We start from the raw sequence: 17,237 nt of genomic DNA, 5'->3' as shown, positions 1-17,237 counted from the left end.
CGCGAGCCGAGATTTGAGGCTGGCGGATCGATCCGGGGCACGGTAGTCAGGAGCGGTTTTCCGGAGATCAACTTGCCGACCGTGCCGTCTGACGCCATCTGGGCCTGGAGCATCATCGTCGTCGCGACAGCAGGCGTCATCATCCGCCCCTTTCGCCTGCCCGAGGCGGTCTGGGCGGTGATCGGCGCGAGCGCCCTGGTGCTATCAGGCCTGCTGCCGTGGCAGGACGCGCTTGCCGGCATCGAAAAAGGCCTCGACGTCTATCTCTTCCTGATCGGCATGATGCTGATCGCCGAGCTCGCGCGCCTCGAGGGCCTGTTCGACTACCTCGCCGCGCTCGCGGTCGAATACGCGGCCGGCTCGCCGCAGCGGCTGTTCCTGCTGATCTATCTCGTCGGCACGCTCGTCACGGTGCTGCTCTCCAACGATGCCACCGCGATCGTGCTGACGCCCGCCGTCTATGCCGCGACGCGCGCGGCCGGCGCCAAGCCACTGCCCTATCTCTTCGTCTGTGCCTTCATCGCCAACGCCGCGAGCTTCGTGCTACCGATCTCCAATCCCGCCAATCTCGTCGTGTTCGGCGCGCGCATGCCCGAGCTCACCGAATGGCTGCGTATGTTCGCCCTGCCCTCGGCGGCGTCGATCCTGCTGACCTACATCGTGCTGCGCCTGACCCAGCACCGGGCCCTGAAGGAGGAGACGATTGCGCGCCGCGTGCCGCATCCAAAACTCGGCCGCGGCGGCAAGCTGACGGCGATCGGCATCGTCGCGATCGGCGCCGTGTTGGTCACGGCGTCTGCGCTGGACAAGCAACTGGGGCTGCCGACGTTCATCTGCGGCGGCGTGACGGCCGCGATCGTGCTGCTGCTCAGCCGGCAATCGCCATTGCCCGTGCTGCGCGGCGTGTCCTGGAGCGTGCTGCCGCTCGTGGGCGGGCTCTTCGTCATGGTGGAGGCGCTGATCAAGACCGGCGTGATCGCGCAGCTCAGCGCGCTGTTGCACCAGGCGGTGGCGCAATCGGTACCGAAGGCGGCCTGGAGCGTCGGCATTGCCACCGCGCTAGCCGACAATATCGCCAACAACCTGCCGGTCGGCCTCGTCGCCGGCTCGGTCGCCGCCAGCGACCATCTGCCCGCGCCTGTCGTCAGCGCCATCCTGATCGGCGTCGACCTCGGCCCCAATCTGTCAGTGACGGGCTCGCTCGCCACCATCCTCTGGCTGGTCGCGCTCAGGCGGGAGAAGATCGAGGTCGGCGCCTGGCCCTTCCTCAAGCTCGGCCTGCTGGTGACGCCCCCCGCTTTGATCGCGGCGCTGGCGGCCGCAATCAGGTAAGGCAGGCCGCGGCCTTCGAAATTAAGTGCAAGCCATTTGCGGTGCGTCAATGCCGGCGGCGACGCTGCGGCTAGAATTCCATTGTCGCGCCAATCAGACGAATATGACGCGGCAAGGAAGGTTCATCATGCAGATCCAATCGAAAGCGTTGCCGCAGAGCTCCTTTCTGCGTCGCGCGATCCGGAGCCTCACCGCAGCGAGCGAGAGCGGTGTCGAGACGGCCCATCCCCTGCTGGTCGTCTCCGCAGTGGCGTTGTTCACCATCTTCATCATCGTGGAGGTCGACCTCCACTCCGCCCAGCTTCAGGCGCTCGGCCTGCTCGGCCACGGGATGGGAATCGATCCGGTCTTCTTGAGCCCGTAGTTGCCGGCCGAAGCGTTCCGGAATCAGTCCCGATCGCGGCGGCGACGCCGCGACCGGGTGGCGCCTCGTCAGTCGTTCTCGTAGCCGTAGACTTCCGGCAGGATGAAGATCGCGGCGAGCAATCCGATCAGCGGGAAGATCGCGACCATCAGCGTGGCGTTCGCCTGCCCGATTGCGGCGAACACCGTCGGGAACAGGAAGATCGCCAGGAACGACGGCAGCTTCACGAACATGTAGGCGAAGCCGCTGGCGGTGCCGCGATATTTCGGCTTGGCGACCATGGTCGGGATCGTCATGCAGTTCGACGCGTCCCAATAATGGCCCCACAGCATCGCGGCGGCCGCGAACGGCAGCAGGATCTTGTTGTCGGTGTAGAGCGCGAAGGCCGCGACCAGCAGCGAGGCCAGCACGATCGAGAAGCCGGCGATCGCGATGCCGCGGTGGCCGATCTTCGGCGTCAGCAGCGGCCCGACCCAGCCGGACAGTGCGGCGAAGGAGAACAGCGCCATCGTCACCAGGTTGATGCCGAGCACGCTCGACACGCCGACCATCACGAACAGCACCGGCAAATAGAACGCGAAGGTCGAGAACTCGCTCGCCTGGGTGAAACAGGCGATCCAGCCGTAGACCGTGGCGCGCCAGCGGATCGGATCCTTCTTGAGGTCGGCGAGGAACGCACGCGTGCTGGTCTTCGGAACAACCACATCCTGATCCGGTAGCATGTCGAGATTGTCGTTGAACATCTCGCGCGCGACCCGCTTGGCCTCGCGATAGCGCCCCTTCTGCACCAGCCACACCGCCGTCTCCGGCACGTCGTGGCGCATCAGGAGGATGATCAGCGCCGGCACCGCGCCGAGGCCGAGCGTCACGCGCCACAGCATCTCGTGCTGCATGTCGATCAAGAGGAAGATCACGATGACGCCGATGGTGAGGACCTCGCCGACGGCGAACATGAACTGCCAGCGGTTGCCCATGACCTCGCGCTCGCCCTTGGCCATGGATTCCATGATGTAGGTGTAGCCGGTCGAGATGTCCGAGCCGAGCGGGATGCCAAGCAGGAAGCGGATCACGATGAGCCAGGTGACGTCAGGCACGAAGGCCTGCGCCAGCGCCAGCACGATGAACATCACCATCGTCACCAGGAACATGACGCGGCGGCCGATCTTGTCGGACAGCCAGCCGCCCAGCAGCGCGCCGATCAGGGCCCCGCCCTGCGTGCCCGCCGCGGCGAGGCCCAGCATCAGCGCCGTGGGATTGTACTGCTCCTTGATGAAGATCAGCACGAAGGCGATCGAATAGAGGTCCCAGGCTTCGACCAGGATCGAGGCCATCATCAGCCAGCCGACCTTGTTGCCCTTGGGGCTGTAGTTCGTGATGAGGTAGCGGACCGCGGCTTCGTTCGCGGTCGGTTGTGGCATCGCCATCGTTGTCATGCTTGGTCCTCTTTTCAAAACTCGCTACGTGCCGAGCAGCGGCTCGATGCTGCAATCGAGCAGGCGCGGGTCGATCCCCGCTTCCATGCCCGTGAATATCTCGCCCATGTAGTCGATCAGCCCATCGCTCGCCTTCACAGCGTCGTCGACGCGCCGGCTGGCCACCGCGGCGAGAATGGCGAGATGACGATCGATCGTGCCCGACAGATCGGCCTGCCCCGGCATGAAGCGGTGGTGGATGTAGCCGATGCGCCGGTACAGCGTGTGCAGCGGCCGCAGCGTGTGCACCAGGAACGGCTCGCCGGCGGCTTCCAGCACCAGCGCGTCGATGCGGCGGTCGATGTGGTTGAATTCGTCGAGGGTGAGGCTGGCGCGGCGCTCGCGCAGGAGACGTTCGATGTGCAGCGCCTGATTGCGATGCGAGAGGCTGGCGCGATCGGCCGCAAGGCGGATCACGAAACGCTCCATGTCGCGGCGCAAGGCCAGCAGCATGCGTTCGCGCGCAAGATCGATCGGCGCAATGTGCAGTCCGTGGCGCGGACGGATGATGATGAGCGTATCGGCGGAGAGACGATTGACGGCGTGGTGCACCGGCGTGCGCCCGAAGCCGGTGATCTGCTGCAATTCCAGCATGGTCATGAACTGACCGGGCTTGAGCTCGCAATGAACGAGCAGCTCCTCGATCCTCTGATAGGCCAGCTCGAAGAAGTTGAGACGGTTGCGCCGGGAGGGCCTGCTCTCGCCGTCATCGTCGCTTCTCACCACTTCGAGCGCGCGCTTGCGCCGTGCCATGTTGTCCTCCCCTGCCACCCTGCTCGCGCGATCGAGCGGCGGCATATTTGTGACATCCTTAAAACATGTTGTGATATATTACAAGCGGGCGTATGACTGCCCGCCGAGATCGCCGGTTTTGACCGGCATAGACACGAACAACAAGACGGGCGCGAGGCGCCTTATCATGGGAGGACTGTTGCAGTGAAGATCACGTCGATCGAGACCCTGCGCACCGAGGAATTCTCCAACGTCATCTGGGTACGAATCCACACCGACACCGGCGTGATCGGGCTCGGCGAGACCTTCTACGGCGCGGGCGCGGTCGAGGCGCAGATTCACGATACCTTTGCGGGCCGCCTGCTCGGCCGCAATCCCCTGCACATCGAAGCGATCCACCGCGACATGCTGAACCTGCCGATGGCGCAGTCCTCCACCGGCGTCGAGTATCGCGCGGCCTCCGCGATCGACATCGCGCTGTGGGACCTGTTCGGCAAGGTCTGCAATCAGCCGGTGCACCAGATGCTCGGCGGCCTCTGCCGCGACAAGCAGCGCATCTACAACACCTGCGCCGGCACGCAATATGTCCGCTCGACCAACATCAGCCCGGTCTCGAATTGGAATCTCGGCGCCGCCAAGGGCCCCTATGAAGATCTCGACGGCTTCATGAACCGCGCCGATGCGCTGGCCGAAAGCCTGCTGGAGAGCGGCATCTCCGCGATGAAGATCTGGCCGTTCGATCCGGCGGCGCAGGAAAACAAGGGCCTCTACATCACGGCAGCCCAGATGAAGCAGGCGATCGAGCCGTTCGAGAAGATCCGCAAAGCGGTCGGCGACAAGATGGAGATCATGGTCGAGCTCCACTCGCTGTGGAATCTGCCGACCGCCAAGCAGATCGCGCGCGCGCTCGAGCCGTACAAGCCGACCTGGTACGAAGACCCGATCCGCATGAACTCGCCGCAGGCGCTGGCCGAATACGCCCGCTCGACCGACGTCTGGGTCTGCGCCAGCGAGACGCTGGGCTCGCGCTTTCCCTACAAGGACATGCTCGACCGCGACGCCATGCATGTGGTGATGGCGGATCTGTGCTGGACCGGTGGCCTCACCGAGGGCCGCAAGATCGCGGCGATGGCCGAGACCTATCACCGGCCCTTCGCGCCGCACGATTGCATCGGCCCGATCGGCTTCATCGCCGCCATCCACATGTCGTTCAGCCAGCCCAACACGCTGATCCAGGAATCGGTGCGCGCCTTCTACAAAGGCTGGTACAATGAGCTCGTCACCACGATGCCCGTGATCAAGGACGGTTTTGTCTATCCGATGGAAGGCCCCGGTCTCGGCGTCGACCTCCTGCCCGCCGTATTCGACCGCTCCGATCTCACCGTGCGTCGCTCCAACGCCTAAGGACTTTCTGACATGAGCACCTCTCTTTTCGATCTTTCCGGCCGCACCGCGCTCGTGACCGGCTCCTCCCGCGGCCTCGGCCGCGCCATCGCCGAGGGCATGGCCAAGGCCGGCGCGAAGATCATCGTCAACGGCGTCGATCCCAAGCGAGTCGAGCAGGCCGTCGCCGAGTTTCGCGCCGCCGGGCATCAGGCCGAAGGCGCAGCCTTCAACGTCACCGACGAGCCCGCCATCGTCGCGGCGTTCAACGACTTCGACAAGAAGAACATCGCGGTCGACATCGTCGTCAACAATGCCGGCATCCAGCACCGCAAGCCGCTGGTGGAGTTCACCACCGACGAATGGCGCAAGGTGATCGAGACCAACCTGACCAGCGCCTTCGTGATCGGCCGCGAGGCGGCCAAGCGCATGATCCCGCGCAAGCACGGCAAGATCATCAATATCGGCTCGCTCGGCAGCGAGCTCGCCCGCCCCACCATCGCGCCCTACACCGCGGCCAAGGGCGGCATCAAGAATCTCACCCGCTCGATGGCGGTGGAGTGGGCCCAGCACGGCATCACGGCCAATGCGATCGGCCCCGGCTACATGCTGACCGACATGAACGAGGCGCTGGTCAACAACACCGATTTCAACAACTGGCTGATGGGCCGCATCCCCTCCAAGCGCTGGGGCAAGCCGGACGAGCTGGTCGGCGCGGCGATCTTCCTGGCGTCGGACGCCTCGACCTACGTCAACGGCCAGATCATCTATGTCGATGGCGGCATGATCGCCGCGATGTGATCCGCGAACCAGGAGCAAGCCATGCGCGCCGTCGTCATCCACGCCCCGAAAGATCTGCGGATCGACAACTATCCCGATCCGGCGCCCGGCCCGGGCGAAGTCCGCGTCAAGATCGCCAATGGCGGCATCTGCGGCTCTGACCTGCACTATTACCATCACGGCGGCTTCGGCGTCGTCCGCATCCAGCAGCCGATGGCGCTAGGGCACGAGATCGCCGGCGTGGTCGCGGCCGTCGGTGACGGCGTCACCAGCGTGAAAACAGGCACGCGCGTTGCGGTCAATCCGAGCAGACCGTGCGGCCAGTGCCTGCATTGCCATGAAGGCATGCGCAACCAATGCCTCGACATGCGCTTCCTCGGCAGCGCGATGCGCTTTCCTCACGTGCAAGGCGGCTTTCGCGAGTTCATCACGGTCGATGCCACGCAAGCGGTGCCGATCGCCGACAAGCTCTCGCTGGCGGAAGCTGCGGTCGCCGAACCGCTCGCGGTGTGCCTGCATGCCGGCAAGCAGGCCGGCCCCCTGCTCGGCAAGCGCGTGCTGATCACGGGCTGCGGCCCGATCGGCGCGCTGATGATTTTGGTCTCGCGCTTCGGCGGCGCGTCCGAGATCGTGGTGACTGATGTGGCCGAGGCGCCGCTCGCGGTCGCGAGAAAACTCGGCGCGACGCATGCCATCAATGTCGCGGCCGATGCCACGGCGCTCGATCCCTGGCGCGCCGGCAAGGGCGTGTTCGACACGCTGTTCGAAGCCTCCGGCAATCAGGCGGCGCTGCGCACTGCGCTCGACGTGCTCCGCCCGGGTGCGACGCTGGTGCAGCTCGGTCTCGGCGGCGAGATGACGCTGCCGATCAATTCCATCGTCGCCAAGGAATTGCAGCTCCGCGGCACCTTCCGCTTCGATCCCGAGTTCGAGCTGGCGGTGCGGCTGATGGGCGAAGGCCTGATCGACGTGAAGCCGCTGATCACGGCCACCATGCCGTTCGAGAACGCGGTCGCCGCCTTCGAGCTTGCCAGCGACCGCTCACAGTCGATGAAGGTGCAGCTTACTTTCTAATTGCGCCCTCGGCCTGCTGGCTCTCGATCAGCCGGTCGCTGACCAGCCGCACGGCGCCCCGTTTCCACGAATAGTCCGCGCCGAGGCGCAGGCCGCTGTCGCCGCGCGCCAGCACCGCGCCGGTGCGGGCATCACGCAGCTGGAATCCGAGCGTGTATTCGGTGCGGCTGACCCGCCGCACCACGCCGATCAGCGATTGATCCGCGCCGAGCTCCTTCGCAATCGCGGCCTCGCAGCCGCCGCAGTCGCGTAAAGCGCGCGCCTTCGCCGCCTCGCCGCTCGCGCTGCCGATTTCGACGATGCGGTAGCGGCCGGACTGGCCGAGCACGTCACGCACGCCGCCGGTGGTCTCGGCGAGGTACGATGCGTCTGAACCGGCCAAGGTGCTCCCAGATGCGGCCGTCATGTCCTCGAGCTCGAAATCGAACACGGCGAGCGCGACCGGCGCGGGCGTGCCGAGCGCCGCGATGACCTCGCGGGCGAGGAACGCCTCGGCACGGTCCCAGGCTTCGTCGTTGTCGCCGCGGAACGTGTAGAGCTTCTCGAACAGGACCTTCTTGGCCGCGGTATCGATCACGGCGACCCGCGCCCATTGCACCAGCGTGCTCGTCTTCTGGACGCCGCCGACGACCTTGAATTTTGCATCGGCTTGCCCGGCGGGCGTGAGCTGATAGCGCTTGTCCGCCCCGACATCCCGTCGCAGCGCGACCATGAACGCGCCCAGCCGCTTCTCGTGGACGGCGGTCTGGTCGACCGGCTCGCCGGACGTATCCAGATACTGGAAATCCTCGATCGACACGCCGGCCGGTGCCGCGGCGGCCGCCTCGGTGCCCGCGCCGGCAGGCCGGACACCCACGAGGACAGCAAGGAGAAAAGCAGGGAGGATCAACCGGGAGAGGTACATGAGCGGAGCCTCGCAGATGGAGCGATCGGCAAATCTCGGCAGCAGCCCTACACCCTGCAACGGGGCCCGTCCCGGCGAGCGCCGGGAAAATTTCACGTCGTTGCACTGCGGTAACGCGTAGCGCTTTGCGCGGCTGGCGTTCTGCCGTTTAATGCGGCGGCGACAAACCTGTTCGCGCTAGGTGCTGCCCGATGTGGAACCGCCCGAGATTCGATCTCAAGGTCCGTCTGACGTTGCGCGTGGCCGCCATAACGGCCGCCTGCTTCGCCGCAATCTCCGGCTATTTCCTGATCGCGGCCGACCGCGCGGTGCACACGCGCATCGACGGCATCGCCGCGATCGTGGCGAAGTCGCTGGAGCTGCAGCAGGGCAAGATCCAGTGGGTGGCCGGCCCGCGCGACTTTCCGAACCTCGATCCCGTCGCCGCCTATGTGATGACGCCCGGCCTGTGTCTGGCATTCCGTGGACCGAGCGGCGAGATGCTGCAGCGGTTCTGCAGCGGTGCGCCTGCCCCGGAGAGCCCGTCGCCGCAGGTCTTCGCGGCCTTCTATCGCAGCCTGTTCGACCCCGGCCGCGAAGCGGCACGGCCCGTGATCGTGCGCGGCGCCAAGCTCGGCGAGACCGTGGTCTCGGTCGATCCGGCCGTGCAGACGGCGGAGGCCTGGCACGAGGCCGGCCGCCTGATGATTGCGCTTGCGATCGCGCTGCCGCTGCTGTGCTTGCTGGTCTACGCCGCGCTGGCGCGCGCGCTGCGCCCGACCCGCCTGATCCGCAACGGCCTCGAGCGGATCGCCGCCAACGACCTCTCGGCGCGGCTGCCGCCGTTCGATCTGGCCGAACTCTCCGCGATCCGCGACGGCTTCAACCATCTCGCCGAAAGCCTCGACAATGCGCTCGCCGAGCGCAGCGAGCTGACGCGCAAGCTGATCGCGCTCCAGGACGACGAGCGCCGCCATCTGGCGCGTGAGCTGCACGACGAGTTCGGCCAGTCGCTGGCCGCCATCCGCGCGCTCGCCTCCTCCGCCCGCCAGACCGCCGCGCAGGACTGCCCCGCTTTGCTCGGCGAATGCGACGGTATCGCGCGGACCGCGACCAGCATGATGGAGACGCTGCGCGGCGCGCTGTTCCGGCTGCGCCCGCCCGACGTCGAGGAGCTCGGGCTGGTGGCGAGCCTGGAAGGCCTCGTCGCGGGCTGGAACGGACGCAGCCGCGGCGAGACGCGCTTTTCGATCCATTTCGACGGCGCGGTCGAGACCCTGCCCGCCGCGATCAGCGCCAACCTCTACCGCATCGTGCAGGAGGCGCTGACCAACGCCGCCAAGCACGCCGGCGCCACCAAGGTGGACCTGCATCTGACGATGGCGGCAGACGAGATCGCGCTTGCCATCGACGACGATGGCCGGCCGAACGATGCCTCCAGCAAATCCGGCATGGGCCTGCTCGGCATGCGCGAGCGCGTTGCGGCCTTGCGCGGCCGGATGAGCTTCGAAGTCGGTGCCAACGGCGGCTCGGCGCTGCGCGTCGTCATTCCGCTCACAGCCGCCGAGCGGCAGGCGCTGGAGCATGCGGCATGAGCGCGGCCGATGCCTCCATCCTGCTGGTCGACGACCATTCCGTGGTCCGCGAGGGCTATCGCTCCGTGCTCCAGAAGCAGCCGGGCCTGCGCGTCATCGCCGAGGCGTCCGACGGCGCGGAGGCCTACCGGCTGTACAAATCCGAGGCGCCCGACCTCGTCATCATGGATCTGAGCATGCCCGGCATCGGCGGCATCGAGGCCGTCAGGCGGATCAGGCAATGGGACAAGGGCGCCAGGATCCTCATCTTCACCATGCATCAGAATGCGGGCTTCGCCGTGCAGGCGATCCGCGCCGGCGCCAGGGGTTACGTCACCAAGACCAGCCCGCCGGAAACGCTGGTACGGGCCGTGATGGACGTGCTCGCCGGCAAGATCGCCATCAGCCCCGACATCGACCACGAGCTGGCGCTGAGCCGGCTCGGCGGCGAAAGCTCGGCCGCCGACGTCCTCACCGCGCGCGAGTTCGAGGTGATGCGGCTGCTGCTCGCGGAGCGGACGACGGAGGAGATTGCAGAAACGCTGCATGTCAGCCCGAAGACGGTGGCGAACCTGCATTCCCTGATCAAGGACAAGCTCGGCGTCGGCTCCGACATCGAGCTGGTCCGCCTCGCCTTGCGCCAGGGACTGTTGACCGAGCCGGATCTCGGCGAAGCGTGATAGACCCCGAGAAGCGGTCGATTATTCGCGCGCGACCACCTGGTCCAGCCACGCGCAGTTGAGCGGCGGCACGCGGGGATCAGCGACGCGAACGCCGCGCGCTGCCGCATCGAGCCGCATGTCGCGCAGGCGCTTGCGCTGCTCCTCCGGCATATGCAGCCGCTCGTGGCCCCACAGCGACGGGCCGTCGAAGGTCTCGTGCGGTTGCCAGGTCTCGGGATCGATGACGCGCGCACCCCAGCCATATTCGATGAAGAACCCGGACGGCGTATTCACGTAGAACGAGGTCATGTGGTCGTTGGTGTGCCGGCCCAGCGTATAGGCGATACGGCCCTCGTCCAGCTGCGCGAGGTCGTAGCCCTGACCGACATCGTCGAGGCTGCCGAGCTCGACCATGAAATGATGCATCGCCTTGCGCCCCGAGCCGACCATCGCAAAGCTGTGGTGGCGGCCGTTGACGTGGAAGAAATACAGCCCATAGGGCTTCAGCCCGAAATCCGAGACGTGGAAGCCGAGCAGGTCGCGGTAGAACGGCAAAAGCGGCTCGACATCCTCCACGTTGAGCACGACATGCCCCATGCCGAGCGCGCCGGTACGGAAGCCCGAGATCGGTCGGCTCGGCTTGAACGGCTCGCTCGCAAGCTCCGGCTTGCAGAAGGCCTCGAGCCGGTTGCCGGCGGGATCGACGAACGCGATCAGTTCGGCGACATGCCGCTCGTCGGCCAGCGCGCGCGAGCCGCGCGTCACCTTGACGCCGTGGGTTTCGAGCCGTCCCGCCAATTGATCCAGCTCTGCCATGGATGGAACTTCCCAGCCCATCACTGCAAGGCCGGCGTCGCTACTGCCGTCGACGATCAGCCGCTGCTTGCGATCGTCCATGCGGAACGCGCGCATCTTGCCGCCGCGATCGACCTGCTGCATGCCGAGCAGCCCCGTCGCCATCCGGCCCCACTGATCGAGCTGCGATGAGTTGATCCCGATATAACCGAGCGCGGTGATTTCCATCGAATTCCTCCCGAAGGCATCGCGTGTGCCGCAATGCGGCGAACTTGATACCGGCTGCGCACGATTCTACGGTGGCGTTCCGCAATCGCTTCGCGTTCGCAACGATAATCGCGGGACCGTGCGCCACAAGGGAGGAAATGCGAAGTGTCCAAGGAGCGGACGGGGACGGGCGCACCACGGCAGTCGGAAGTCGTCCGCGCCTTCAAGCGCGGACTTGACGTGCTGCGAGAGGTCAATCGCTCGGGCGGCATCCGTGCCGGCGACGTTGCTCGCGCGCTCGACCTGCCCCGCCCGACCGTCTATCGCCTGCTCGAAACCCTGGAGGAACTTGGCTATATCGCCCGCAGCGCCAGCGACGACCGTTTTCGCGTCACCCGGCGCGCGCTGAGCCTCGGCGATGGCTACGACCCCGGCGTGGTGATCTGCCAGGCGGCAGCGCCTTATCTTGCCGAACTCAGCAAGACCCTGGTCTGGCCCGTCGATCTCTCGACTTATGAGAACGCCGCGATGGTGGTGCAGGAAACCACCCATTCGCGCAGCCCGCTCTCGATCGACCGCGGCATGATCGGCAAGCGTCTGCCGATGCTGCGAACCTCTGCCGGGCGCGCGTATCTCGCCGCCTGCCCGGCGCGCGAGCGCGACCTCATCGTCAATCATCTGCGCCGGATCGACGAGGCCGACGACCGCCCCTTTCTCGACGAAGCCCGCCTCGACCGCATGATTGCCGAGACTGCCGGGCGCGGTTACGCGATCCGCAGCGAGGGCGAGTATAATCCCAAGACGGCTTCGATCGCCGTACCCATCGTCCGAGGCGGCGTCGTGTTCGGTTGCATCTCCATCATCTGGATTCGCTCGGCACTGGGGATCGAGGAGGCAATTGCGCAATTTGCAGCGCAGCTTCAGGAGACGGCCGCGGCCATCCCGGTCGAGGCCTAGGCTCCGTCCGTCCGCTGGGCGGACACTTGGCGCAGCGGCGTTGATGCTGCGGCGCGGCTTGGGGAAGAGATAGCCCCATGCAAGATAAATCCGCCCCCGAAGAATTTGATGTCGTGATCGTCGGCCGCGGGCCGGTTGGCGCGACGCTCGCCAATCTGCTCGGCCTCTGCGGCGTGCGGACACTGGTGCTGGAGCGCGAGGCGCAGACCTATCATCTGCCGCGCGCGGTGCATTTCGACGACGAATGCATGCGCGTCTTCCAGACCGTCGGTCTTGCCGACGCGATCCTGCCGCATGTCATCCTGAGCCCCGGCATGCTCTTCCTCGACGCCAACGGCAAGATGTTGCTGGATTGGTCGCGCCCGCAGACGCTGACGCCGATGGGCTGGCATCTCAGCTACCGCTTTCACCAACCTGATCTTGAGGACGTGCTGATCGGCGGCCTCGCCCGCTGGCCGCACGTCACCTTGCGCAGCCGCTGCGACGTGTTCGCGCTGGACCAGGTCGAAGACGGCGTGCGCGTCCGCTACGAGGACCTCTCGAACGGGAAGCTCAGCGAGGTCCGCGCCGGCTATGTGATCGGCTGCGACGGCGCCCGCTCGCTGGTCCGCCGCTTCATCGGCTCCAGCATGGACGATCTCGGCTTCCACGAGCGCTGGTTGGTGATCGACGTGCTGCTCAAGCGCGCGCGCGACGATCTCGGCGACTACAGTCTCCAGCATTGCGATCCAAGGCGGCCGGCGACCTATGTGCGCGGCACCGGCACGCGGCGCCGCTGGGAGATCACGATCCTCCCGGACGAGGATTCTCAGGAGATCGCGCAACCGGCAAAGGTCTGGGACCTGCTGTCGCGCTGGATCACGCCTGATGATGCCGAGCTCGAACGCGCCGCGGTCTACACGTTTCATTCGGTCATCGCACGGCAATGGCGGAGCGGCCGATTGTTTCTTGCGGGCGATTCCGCGCACCAGACCCCGCCCTTCCTCGGCCAGGGCATGTGCGCCGGCATCCGCGATGCCGCCAACCTCGCCTGGAAGCTCGCCGCAATCATCCAGGGCGGCGCCGCACCCGATCTGCTCGACACCTACCAGAGCGAGCGCCAGCCGCATGTGCGCGAGTTCATCGAGCTCGCCATCCGTCTCGGCGGCGTGATCAACACCAAGGCGATCGAGGCCGGCCTTGCTGCCGGCGAAGCGCGCGAGAACGCGCCGGTCAAGCTGGACGTGAAGAAGCCCCTGCTCGGCCCCGGGCTCACGTTCGGCGACCTGCCGCTCGCCGGCCATCTCGCACCGCAATTCATGCTGCGCGACGGAGGCCGCAGCGACGACCGGACCGGCTATCATCATGTGCTGCTCGTCGAGGCCGCGGCCGCACTGCCGTCGCGCCTGGCGCTGGCGCAGGCCGGGATCGAGATCCTCGCCGGCGACGACGCCGAAGGCGTCCGAGACTGGCTGCGCAAGCACGGCATCATCGCCGCACTGGTTCGTCCCGACCGTTACATCCGCGGCACCGCCCGCGACGAGCCCGAGCTCGAGCGACTCGTCGCCGCCGCCATTCCTGCAACCCAGATTCCCTTAACCCAAGCGCCGTCCGCGGCCTGATCGAACCCACTTTCAAGGACATCTCATGAAGCTGCTTTCTTTCATCGCCGACGGCCGCGCCTCTTTCGGTGCCGTCAAGGACAACGGCGTCGTCGATCTCGGCGCGCGCATGGCGCCCTGCGCCACGCTGCGGCAGTTGCTCGAAGCCGGTCGCCTTGGCGAGGCGGCAAAGATCGTCGCGTCCGCTGCGCCCGATCATCCGCTCGACAAAGTCACCTTCGCACCGGTGATCCCCGATCCCGGCAAGATCATCTGCGTCGGCCTGAACTACCGCGACCACGTCGCCGAGACCGGGCGCACCGTCACCGAGAAGCCGGCGCTGTTCGTGCGCTTTCCCTGCAGCCAGGTCGGCCATCTCCAGCCGATCGTGAAGCCCAAAGTGAGCGACGATTTCGATTATGAAGGCGAGCTCGCGCTGGTGATCGGCAAGCAAGGCCGGCACATCCCGGCTGGCCACGCGCTCGATCACATCGCCGGTTACTCCTGCTACAATGAAGGCAGCATCCGCGACTGGCAGCGCCACACCAGCCAGTTCCTTTCCGGAAAGACCTTTGCGGAGAGCGGCAGCTTCGGTCCGTGGCTGGTGACGACGGACGAGATTCCAGATCCGTCGAAGCTCACCTTGCGGACGCGCCTGAACGGCGCCGTCGTGCAGGACACTACCACCGACCTCCTGATCACGGGCATTCCCGAGCTGATCGCCTACATCTCCACGATCTGCCCGCTCGTTCCCGGCGACGTCATCGTCACCGGCACGCCCGGCGGCGTCGGCGCCAAGCGCACGCCGCCGCTGTGGATGCGTCCCGGCGATACCGTCGAGGTCGAGATCTCCGGCATCGGAACCTTGCGCAACACGGTCGTCGCCGAACCGGTCTGACCACGCCTTCGAGCAATCAAGAACGACAAGTCAGGAAACGCCATGGCCAACCTCCGTACGACGTCCGCCTCCACCTTGCTCATCACGCTGGCGCTCGCAGGCCCGCCTGCGCGCGCCGAGATCAAGGCCGATGCCATCCGCATCGGCGTGCTCACCGACATGAACGGCGTGTTCGCGACCGCGATGGGCCCGGGCTCGGTCGAGGCGGCACGGATGGCCGCGGAGGAGTTCGGCGGCAAGATCAACGGCAAGCCGATCGAGATCCTGCAGGCCGATCACCAGAACAAGCCGGATCTGGCGGCATCGCTCGCCCGCAAATGGTTCAGCGAAGGCGTCCAGGCGGTCGCCGACGGCGGCAGCTCCGGCGCGGCTCTCGCCGTGCAGGAGCTGGTGCGCGGCAACGGCAAGATCTTCCTCGTCTCCGGCGCCGGTGCCAACCAGCTCACCGATGAGGCCTGCGCGCCGACCAGCGTGCAGTGGACCCAGGACGCCTATTCCACGGCGACCGCCGTGGTCTCCGGCATCATGCAGACCAGCAAGGAGCCATGGTTCTTCATCACCGGCGACTATGCCTTCGGGCATTCGATCGAAGCGACCGCGCGCGCCCGTATCGGGGAGCTCGGCGGCAAGGTCGCCGGCAGCGTCAAGGCGCAGCTCGGCACGCCCGATTTCAGCTCATTCCTGCTGCAGGCACAGTCGTCGGGCGCCAAGATCCTCGCCATCAACGTCGCCGGCGACAACGCCACCGCCATCAAGCAGGCCGAGGAGTTCGGCCTCGCCGACCAGGGCATCAAGATCGTGCCGATGTCGTTCCAGAACGTCGACATCGAGTCGGTCGGGCTGAAGGCAACCCGCGGCGACCTCATCGTCACCTCGTTCTTCGAGGACGTCTCGCCGGCCGCGCGAAAATTCTCCGACGCCTTCTATGCGCGACGCAAGGCCATGCCCTCGCAGATCCAGGCAGGCGTCTATTCCGCCGTGCGTCACTATCTGCAGGCGATCAAGGACACCGATACCGACGACAGCGCCGCCGTGATGGCGAAGATGAAAGCGACGCCGGTGTCGGATGCCTATACGCCCCACGGCCGCATCCGCGAGGACCAGCGCATGGTGCACGATCTCTATCTGGTGCAGGTCAAGACACCCGCAGAGTCCAAAGGCCCGTGGGATTTCGTCAAGCTGGTCGCGACGATCCCGCCCGACCAGGCCTTCCGTCCGCTCGACCGCAGCAAGTGCAGCCTGGTGGGAAAGTAGTGCCGAGGCGTGGACTCGTGACTCCAGATCAAACGCATTCGATGTCCGCCATGCTGAGAGGTATGACGTTTGCTTCTGACAATAGCGGACAATTCGGCGGGCGCCGCGGTAGGTCTGCGATGGGCCAAAAAGCGACTGTCGCATACCGTCTCTTGAACTGGAAGGAGAGGCCGCCTTGCAAACGGCATCTCCTTCGTGCGGGAAGGCGATAATGGATGAGAGATGTCGTCAAGACTTGATGAACGAGAGCAGGTCGGGGTTGAGGACATCCGCATGCGTGGTTAGCATGCCATGGGGGTAGCCGGGATAGGTCTTCAGCGATCCGTTCTTAAGCAAGTCGACCGCACGCGGCACGGAACTTGCGAACGGGACGACTTGATCAGCCTCGCCATGCATCACCAGCACCGGCACGGTGATCTTCTTGAGGTCTTCGGTATAATCTTCGAGCCAAGAGTCGACAGTCGCGTAGTGAGCGAGAGCACCGCCGGCCATGCCTTGGCGCCACCAGTTCGCAATGATTGCCTCCGAAGGCTTGGCCCCATCGAGGTTGTACCCGTAGAACGGATTCTCAGGGACGAAACGGTAAAATTCCGCCCGGTTGCCCAGCACGCCTGCCCGGATCGCTTCGAACCACGCCGGGAGTTGGCCGGACGCGTTGTTCTCGCTTCTGTACATGTTCGGCGTCAGTGAAGCGACCAGAACCGCCTTCGCGACGCGCTTCTGGTGGCGAGCGACATAGCGAGCCACCTCACCGCCACCTGTCGAGTGCCCAATGTGGATTGCGTCGCGCAGGTTGAGGTGTTCAGTCAGGGCCGCGAGGTCGTCAACCCAATGGTCCATGTCGTTGCCGGTGCTGGGCTGGTCGGACCGGCCGTGGCCGCGCCGGTCGTGGGCGATCACACGATACCCGTGATGAAGGAAGAACATCATCTGGGCATCCCAGTCGTCCGCTGTCAGCGGCCAGCCGTGGCTGAACACGATCGGCTGACCTGATCCCCAATCCTTGTAGAAGATGCTTACGCCGTCTGTAGTCGTGATCGTCGACATCGAGTCGCTCCATCTGCGCTGTTAGATCTTTGTTGAAAAGTTTGCGGACGGGGGTCTGAAAAAGCAGGCAGGCCCAAGCTGATCAGGCCACAGATCGCGCCCTTTGGCTTCCTGAAAGACACGATGTTCAGCGGCCTCGCCGGCAAGCCCTTGCCGTGCCAACACCCGATCGCCGACGCGTTATCGCCGGATCCGGCGCGGCGCTATTCGTCGCTCCTGCGCATTCGCGCGCGCTTCCCGCTA

The 17,237-nt window shown here is 65.9% G+C and carries 16 protein-coding genes; 11 read left to right on the top strand and 5 right to left on the bottom strand.

Annotated elements, in window-relative coordinates:
- Nucleotides 1–81: 81 nt before the first annotated feature.
- Together GDN70_RS17190 and GDN70_RS17185 are read left to right on the top strand one after the other, a co-directional pair.
- Entirely contained in the window at nucleotides 82–1,332 is a 1,251-nt protein-coding gene (locus GDN70_RS17190; RefSeq protein ID WP_028140910.1) for an arsenic transporter, read from the top strand.
- 127 nt (nucleotides 1,333–1,459) lie between these two features.
- The gene (locus GDN70_RS17185) at nucleotides 1,460–1,696 is read left to right on the top strand and encodes a hypothetical protein (RefSeq protein ID WP_028140911.1); all 237 of its coding nucleotides are present in this window, start codon (nucleotides 1,460–1,462) and stop codon (nucleotides 1,694–1,696) included.
- 68 nt (nucleotides 1,697–1,764) lie between these two features.
- On the opposite strand, the gene GDN70_RS17180 is transcribed toward GDN70_RS17185, so the two are convergent.
- Nucleotides 1,765–3,129: an MFS transporter gene (locus tag GDN70_RS17180; RefSeq protein ID WP_038972904.1), complete on the bottom strand. Its 1,365-nt coding sequence runs from the start codon at nucleotides 3,127–3,129 to the stop codon at nucleotides 1,765–1,767.
- A gap of 24 nt (nucleotides 3,130–3,153) precedes the next feature.
- The gene (locus tag GDN70_RS17175; RefSeq protein ID WP_152102816.1) at nucleotides 3,154–3,921 is read right to left on the bottom strand and encodes a GntR family transcriptional regulator; all 768 of its coding nucleotides are present in this window, start codon (nucleotides 3,919–3,921) and stop codon (nucleotides 3,154–3,156) included.
- Between the two features lie 183 nt (nucleotides 3,922–4,104).
- Between GDN70_RS17175 and GDN70_RS17170 the strand changes: the two genes are divergently transcribed.
- Genes GDN70_RS17170 through GDN70_RS17160 form a run of 3 tightly spaced genes read left to right on the top strand, consistent with a single transcriptional unit; the run spans nucleotide 4,105 to nucleotide 7,137 of the window.
- Nucleotides 4,105–5,304, top strand: coding sequence for a mandelate racemase/muconate lactonizing enzyme family protein (locus GDN70_RS17170; RefSeq protein ID WP_028140914.1), 1,200 nt, complete (start codon nucleotides 4,105–4,107; stop codon nucleotides 5,302–5,304).
- A gap of 12 nt (nucleotides 5,305–5,316) precedes the next feature.
- Nucleotides 5,317–6,084 (top strand): glucose 1-dehydrogenase, encoded by a 768-nt coding sequence (locus GDN70_RS17165; RefSeq protein WP_028140915.1) that lies wholly within the window; start codon nucleotides 5,317–5,319, stop codon nucleotides 6,082–6,084.
- 21 nt (nucleotides 6,085–6,105) lie between these two features.
- Nucleotides 6,106–7,137, top strand: coding sequence for an L-idonate 5-dehydrogenase (locus tag GDN70_RS17160; protein ID WP_028140916.1), 1,032 nt, complete (start codon nucleotides 6,106–6,108; stop codon nucleotides 7,135–7,137).
- On the opposite strand, the gene GDN70_RS17155 is transcribed toward GDN70_RS17160, so the two are convergent.
- The gene (locus GDN70_RS17155; protein WP_173015825.1) at nucleotides 7,127–8,041 is read right to left on the bottom strand and encodes a DUF3280 domain-containing protein; all 915 of its coding nucleotides are present in this window, start codon (nucleotides 8,039–8,041) and stop codon (nucleotides 7,127–7,129) included. The genes GDN70_RS17160 and GDN70_RS17155 overlap by 11 nt on opposite strands.
- A 191-nt stretch (nucleotides 8,042–8,232) precedes the next feature.
- On the opposite strand from GDN70_RS17155, the gene GDN70_RS17150 reads away from it, so the two are divergent.
- The gene (locus GDN70_RS17150) at nucleotides 8,233–9,615 is read left to right on the top strand and encodes a sensor histidine kinase (protein ID WP_152102814.1); all 1,383 of its coding nucleotides are present in this window, start codon (nucleotides 8,233–8,235) and stop codon (nucleotides 9,613–9,615) included.
- The gene (locus GDN70_RS17145; protein ID WP_038972910.1) at nucleotides 9,612–10,274 is read left to right on the top strand and encodes a response regulator transcription factor; all 663 of its coding nucleotides are present in this window, start codon (nucleotides 9,612–9,614) and stop codon (nucleotides 10,272–10,274) included. The genes GDN70_RS17150 and GDN70_RS17145 overlap by 4 nt, the downstream gene beginning before the upstream one ends.
- Before the next feature lie 21 nt (nucleotides 10,275–10,295).
- Here the strand turns inward: GDN70_RS17145 and GDN70_RS17140 are convergent, their stop codons facing one another.
- Nucleotides 10,296–11,279: a VOC family protein gene (locus GDN70_RS17140; protein WP_038972911.1), complete on the bottom strand. Its 984-nt coding sequence runs from the start codon at nucleotides 11,277–11,279 to the stop codon at nucleotides 10,296–10,298.
- A gap of 144 nt (nucleotides 11,280–11,423) precedes the next feature.
- Here GDN70_RS17140 and GDN70_RS17135 point away from each other — a divergent pair, with 144 nt between their 5' ends.
- From GDN70_RS17135 to GDN70_RS17120, 4 genes are all read left to right on the top strand, one after another.
- Nucleotides 11,424–12,215, top strand: coding sequence for a DNA-binding transcriptional regulator (locus GDN70_RS17135; protein ID WP_152102813.1), 792 nt, complete (start codon nucleotides 11,424–11,426; stop codon nucleotides 12,213–12,215).
- A 77-nt stretch (nucleotides 12,216–12,292) separates the two neighbouring features.
- Nucleotides 12,293–13,816 (top strand): bifunctional 3-(3-hydroxy-phenyl)propionate/3-hydroxycinnamic acid hydroxylase, encoded by a 1,524-nt coding sequence (locus tag GDN70_RS17130; protein WP_152102812.1) that lies wholly within the window; start codon nucleotides 12,293–12,295, stop codon nucleotides 13,814–13,816.
- 25 nt (nucleotides 13,817–13,841) lie between these two features.
- Complete coding sequence (locus GDN70_RS17125) at nucleotides 13,842–14,693, top strand: fumarylacetoacetate hydrolase family protein (RefSeq protein WP_028140923.1); 852 nt, start codon at nucleotides 13,842–13,844, stop codon at nucleotides 14,691–14,693.
- A gap of 42 nt (nucleotides 14,694–14,735) precedes the next feature.
- Nucleotides 14,736–15,947 (top strand): ABC transporter substrate-binding protein, encoded by a 1,212-nt coding sequence (locus tag GDN70_RS17120; protein WP_152102811.1) that lies wholly within the window; start codon nucleotides 14,736–14,738, stop codon nucleotides 15,945–15,947.
- A 228-nt stretch (nucleotides 15,948–16,175) separates the two neighbouring features.
- Here the strand turns inward: GDN70_RS17120 and GDN70_RS17115 are convergent, their stop codons facing one another.
- The gene (locus GDN70_RS17115) at nucleotides 16,176–16,994 is read right to left on the bottom strand and encodes an alpha/beta fold hydrolase (protein WP_028140925.1); all 819 of its coding nucleotides are present in this window, start codon (nucleotides 16,992–16,994) and stop codon (nucleotides 16,176–16,178) included.
- Between the last annotated feature and the right edge of the window lie 243 nt (nucleotides 16,995–17,237).

The sequence above is a fragment of the Bradyrhizobium sp. TM102 genome, from assembly GCF_009176685.1.
GTDB lineage: Bacteria > Pseudomonadota > Alphaproteobacteria > Rhizobiales > Xanthobacteraceae > Bradyrhizobium > Bradyrhizobium ottawaense.
The sequence above is the reverse complement of the archived record's forward strand: the minus strand, read 5'-3'. Positions and strand labels throughout refer to the sequence as shown.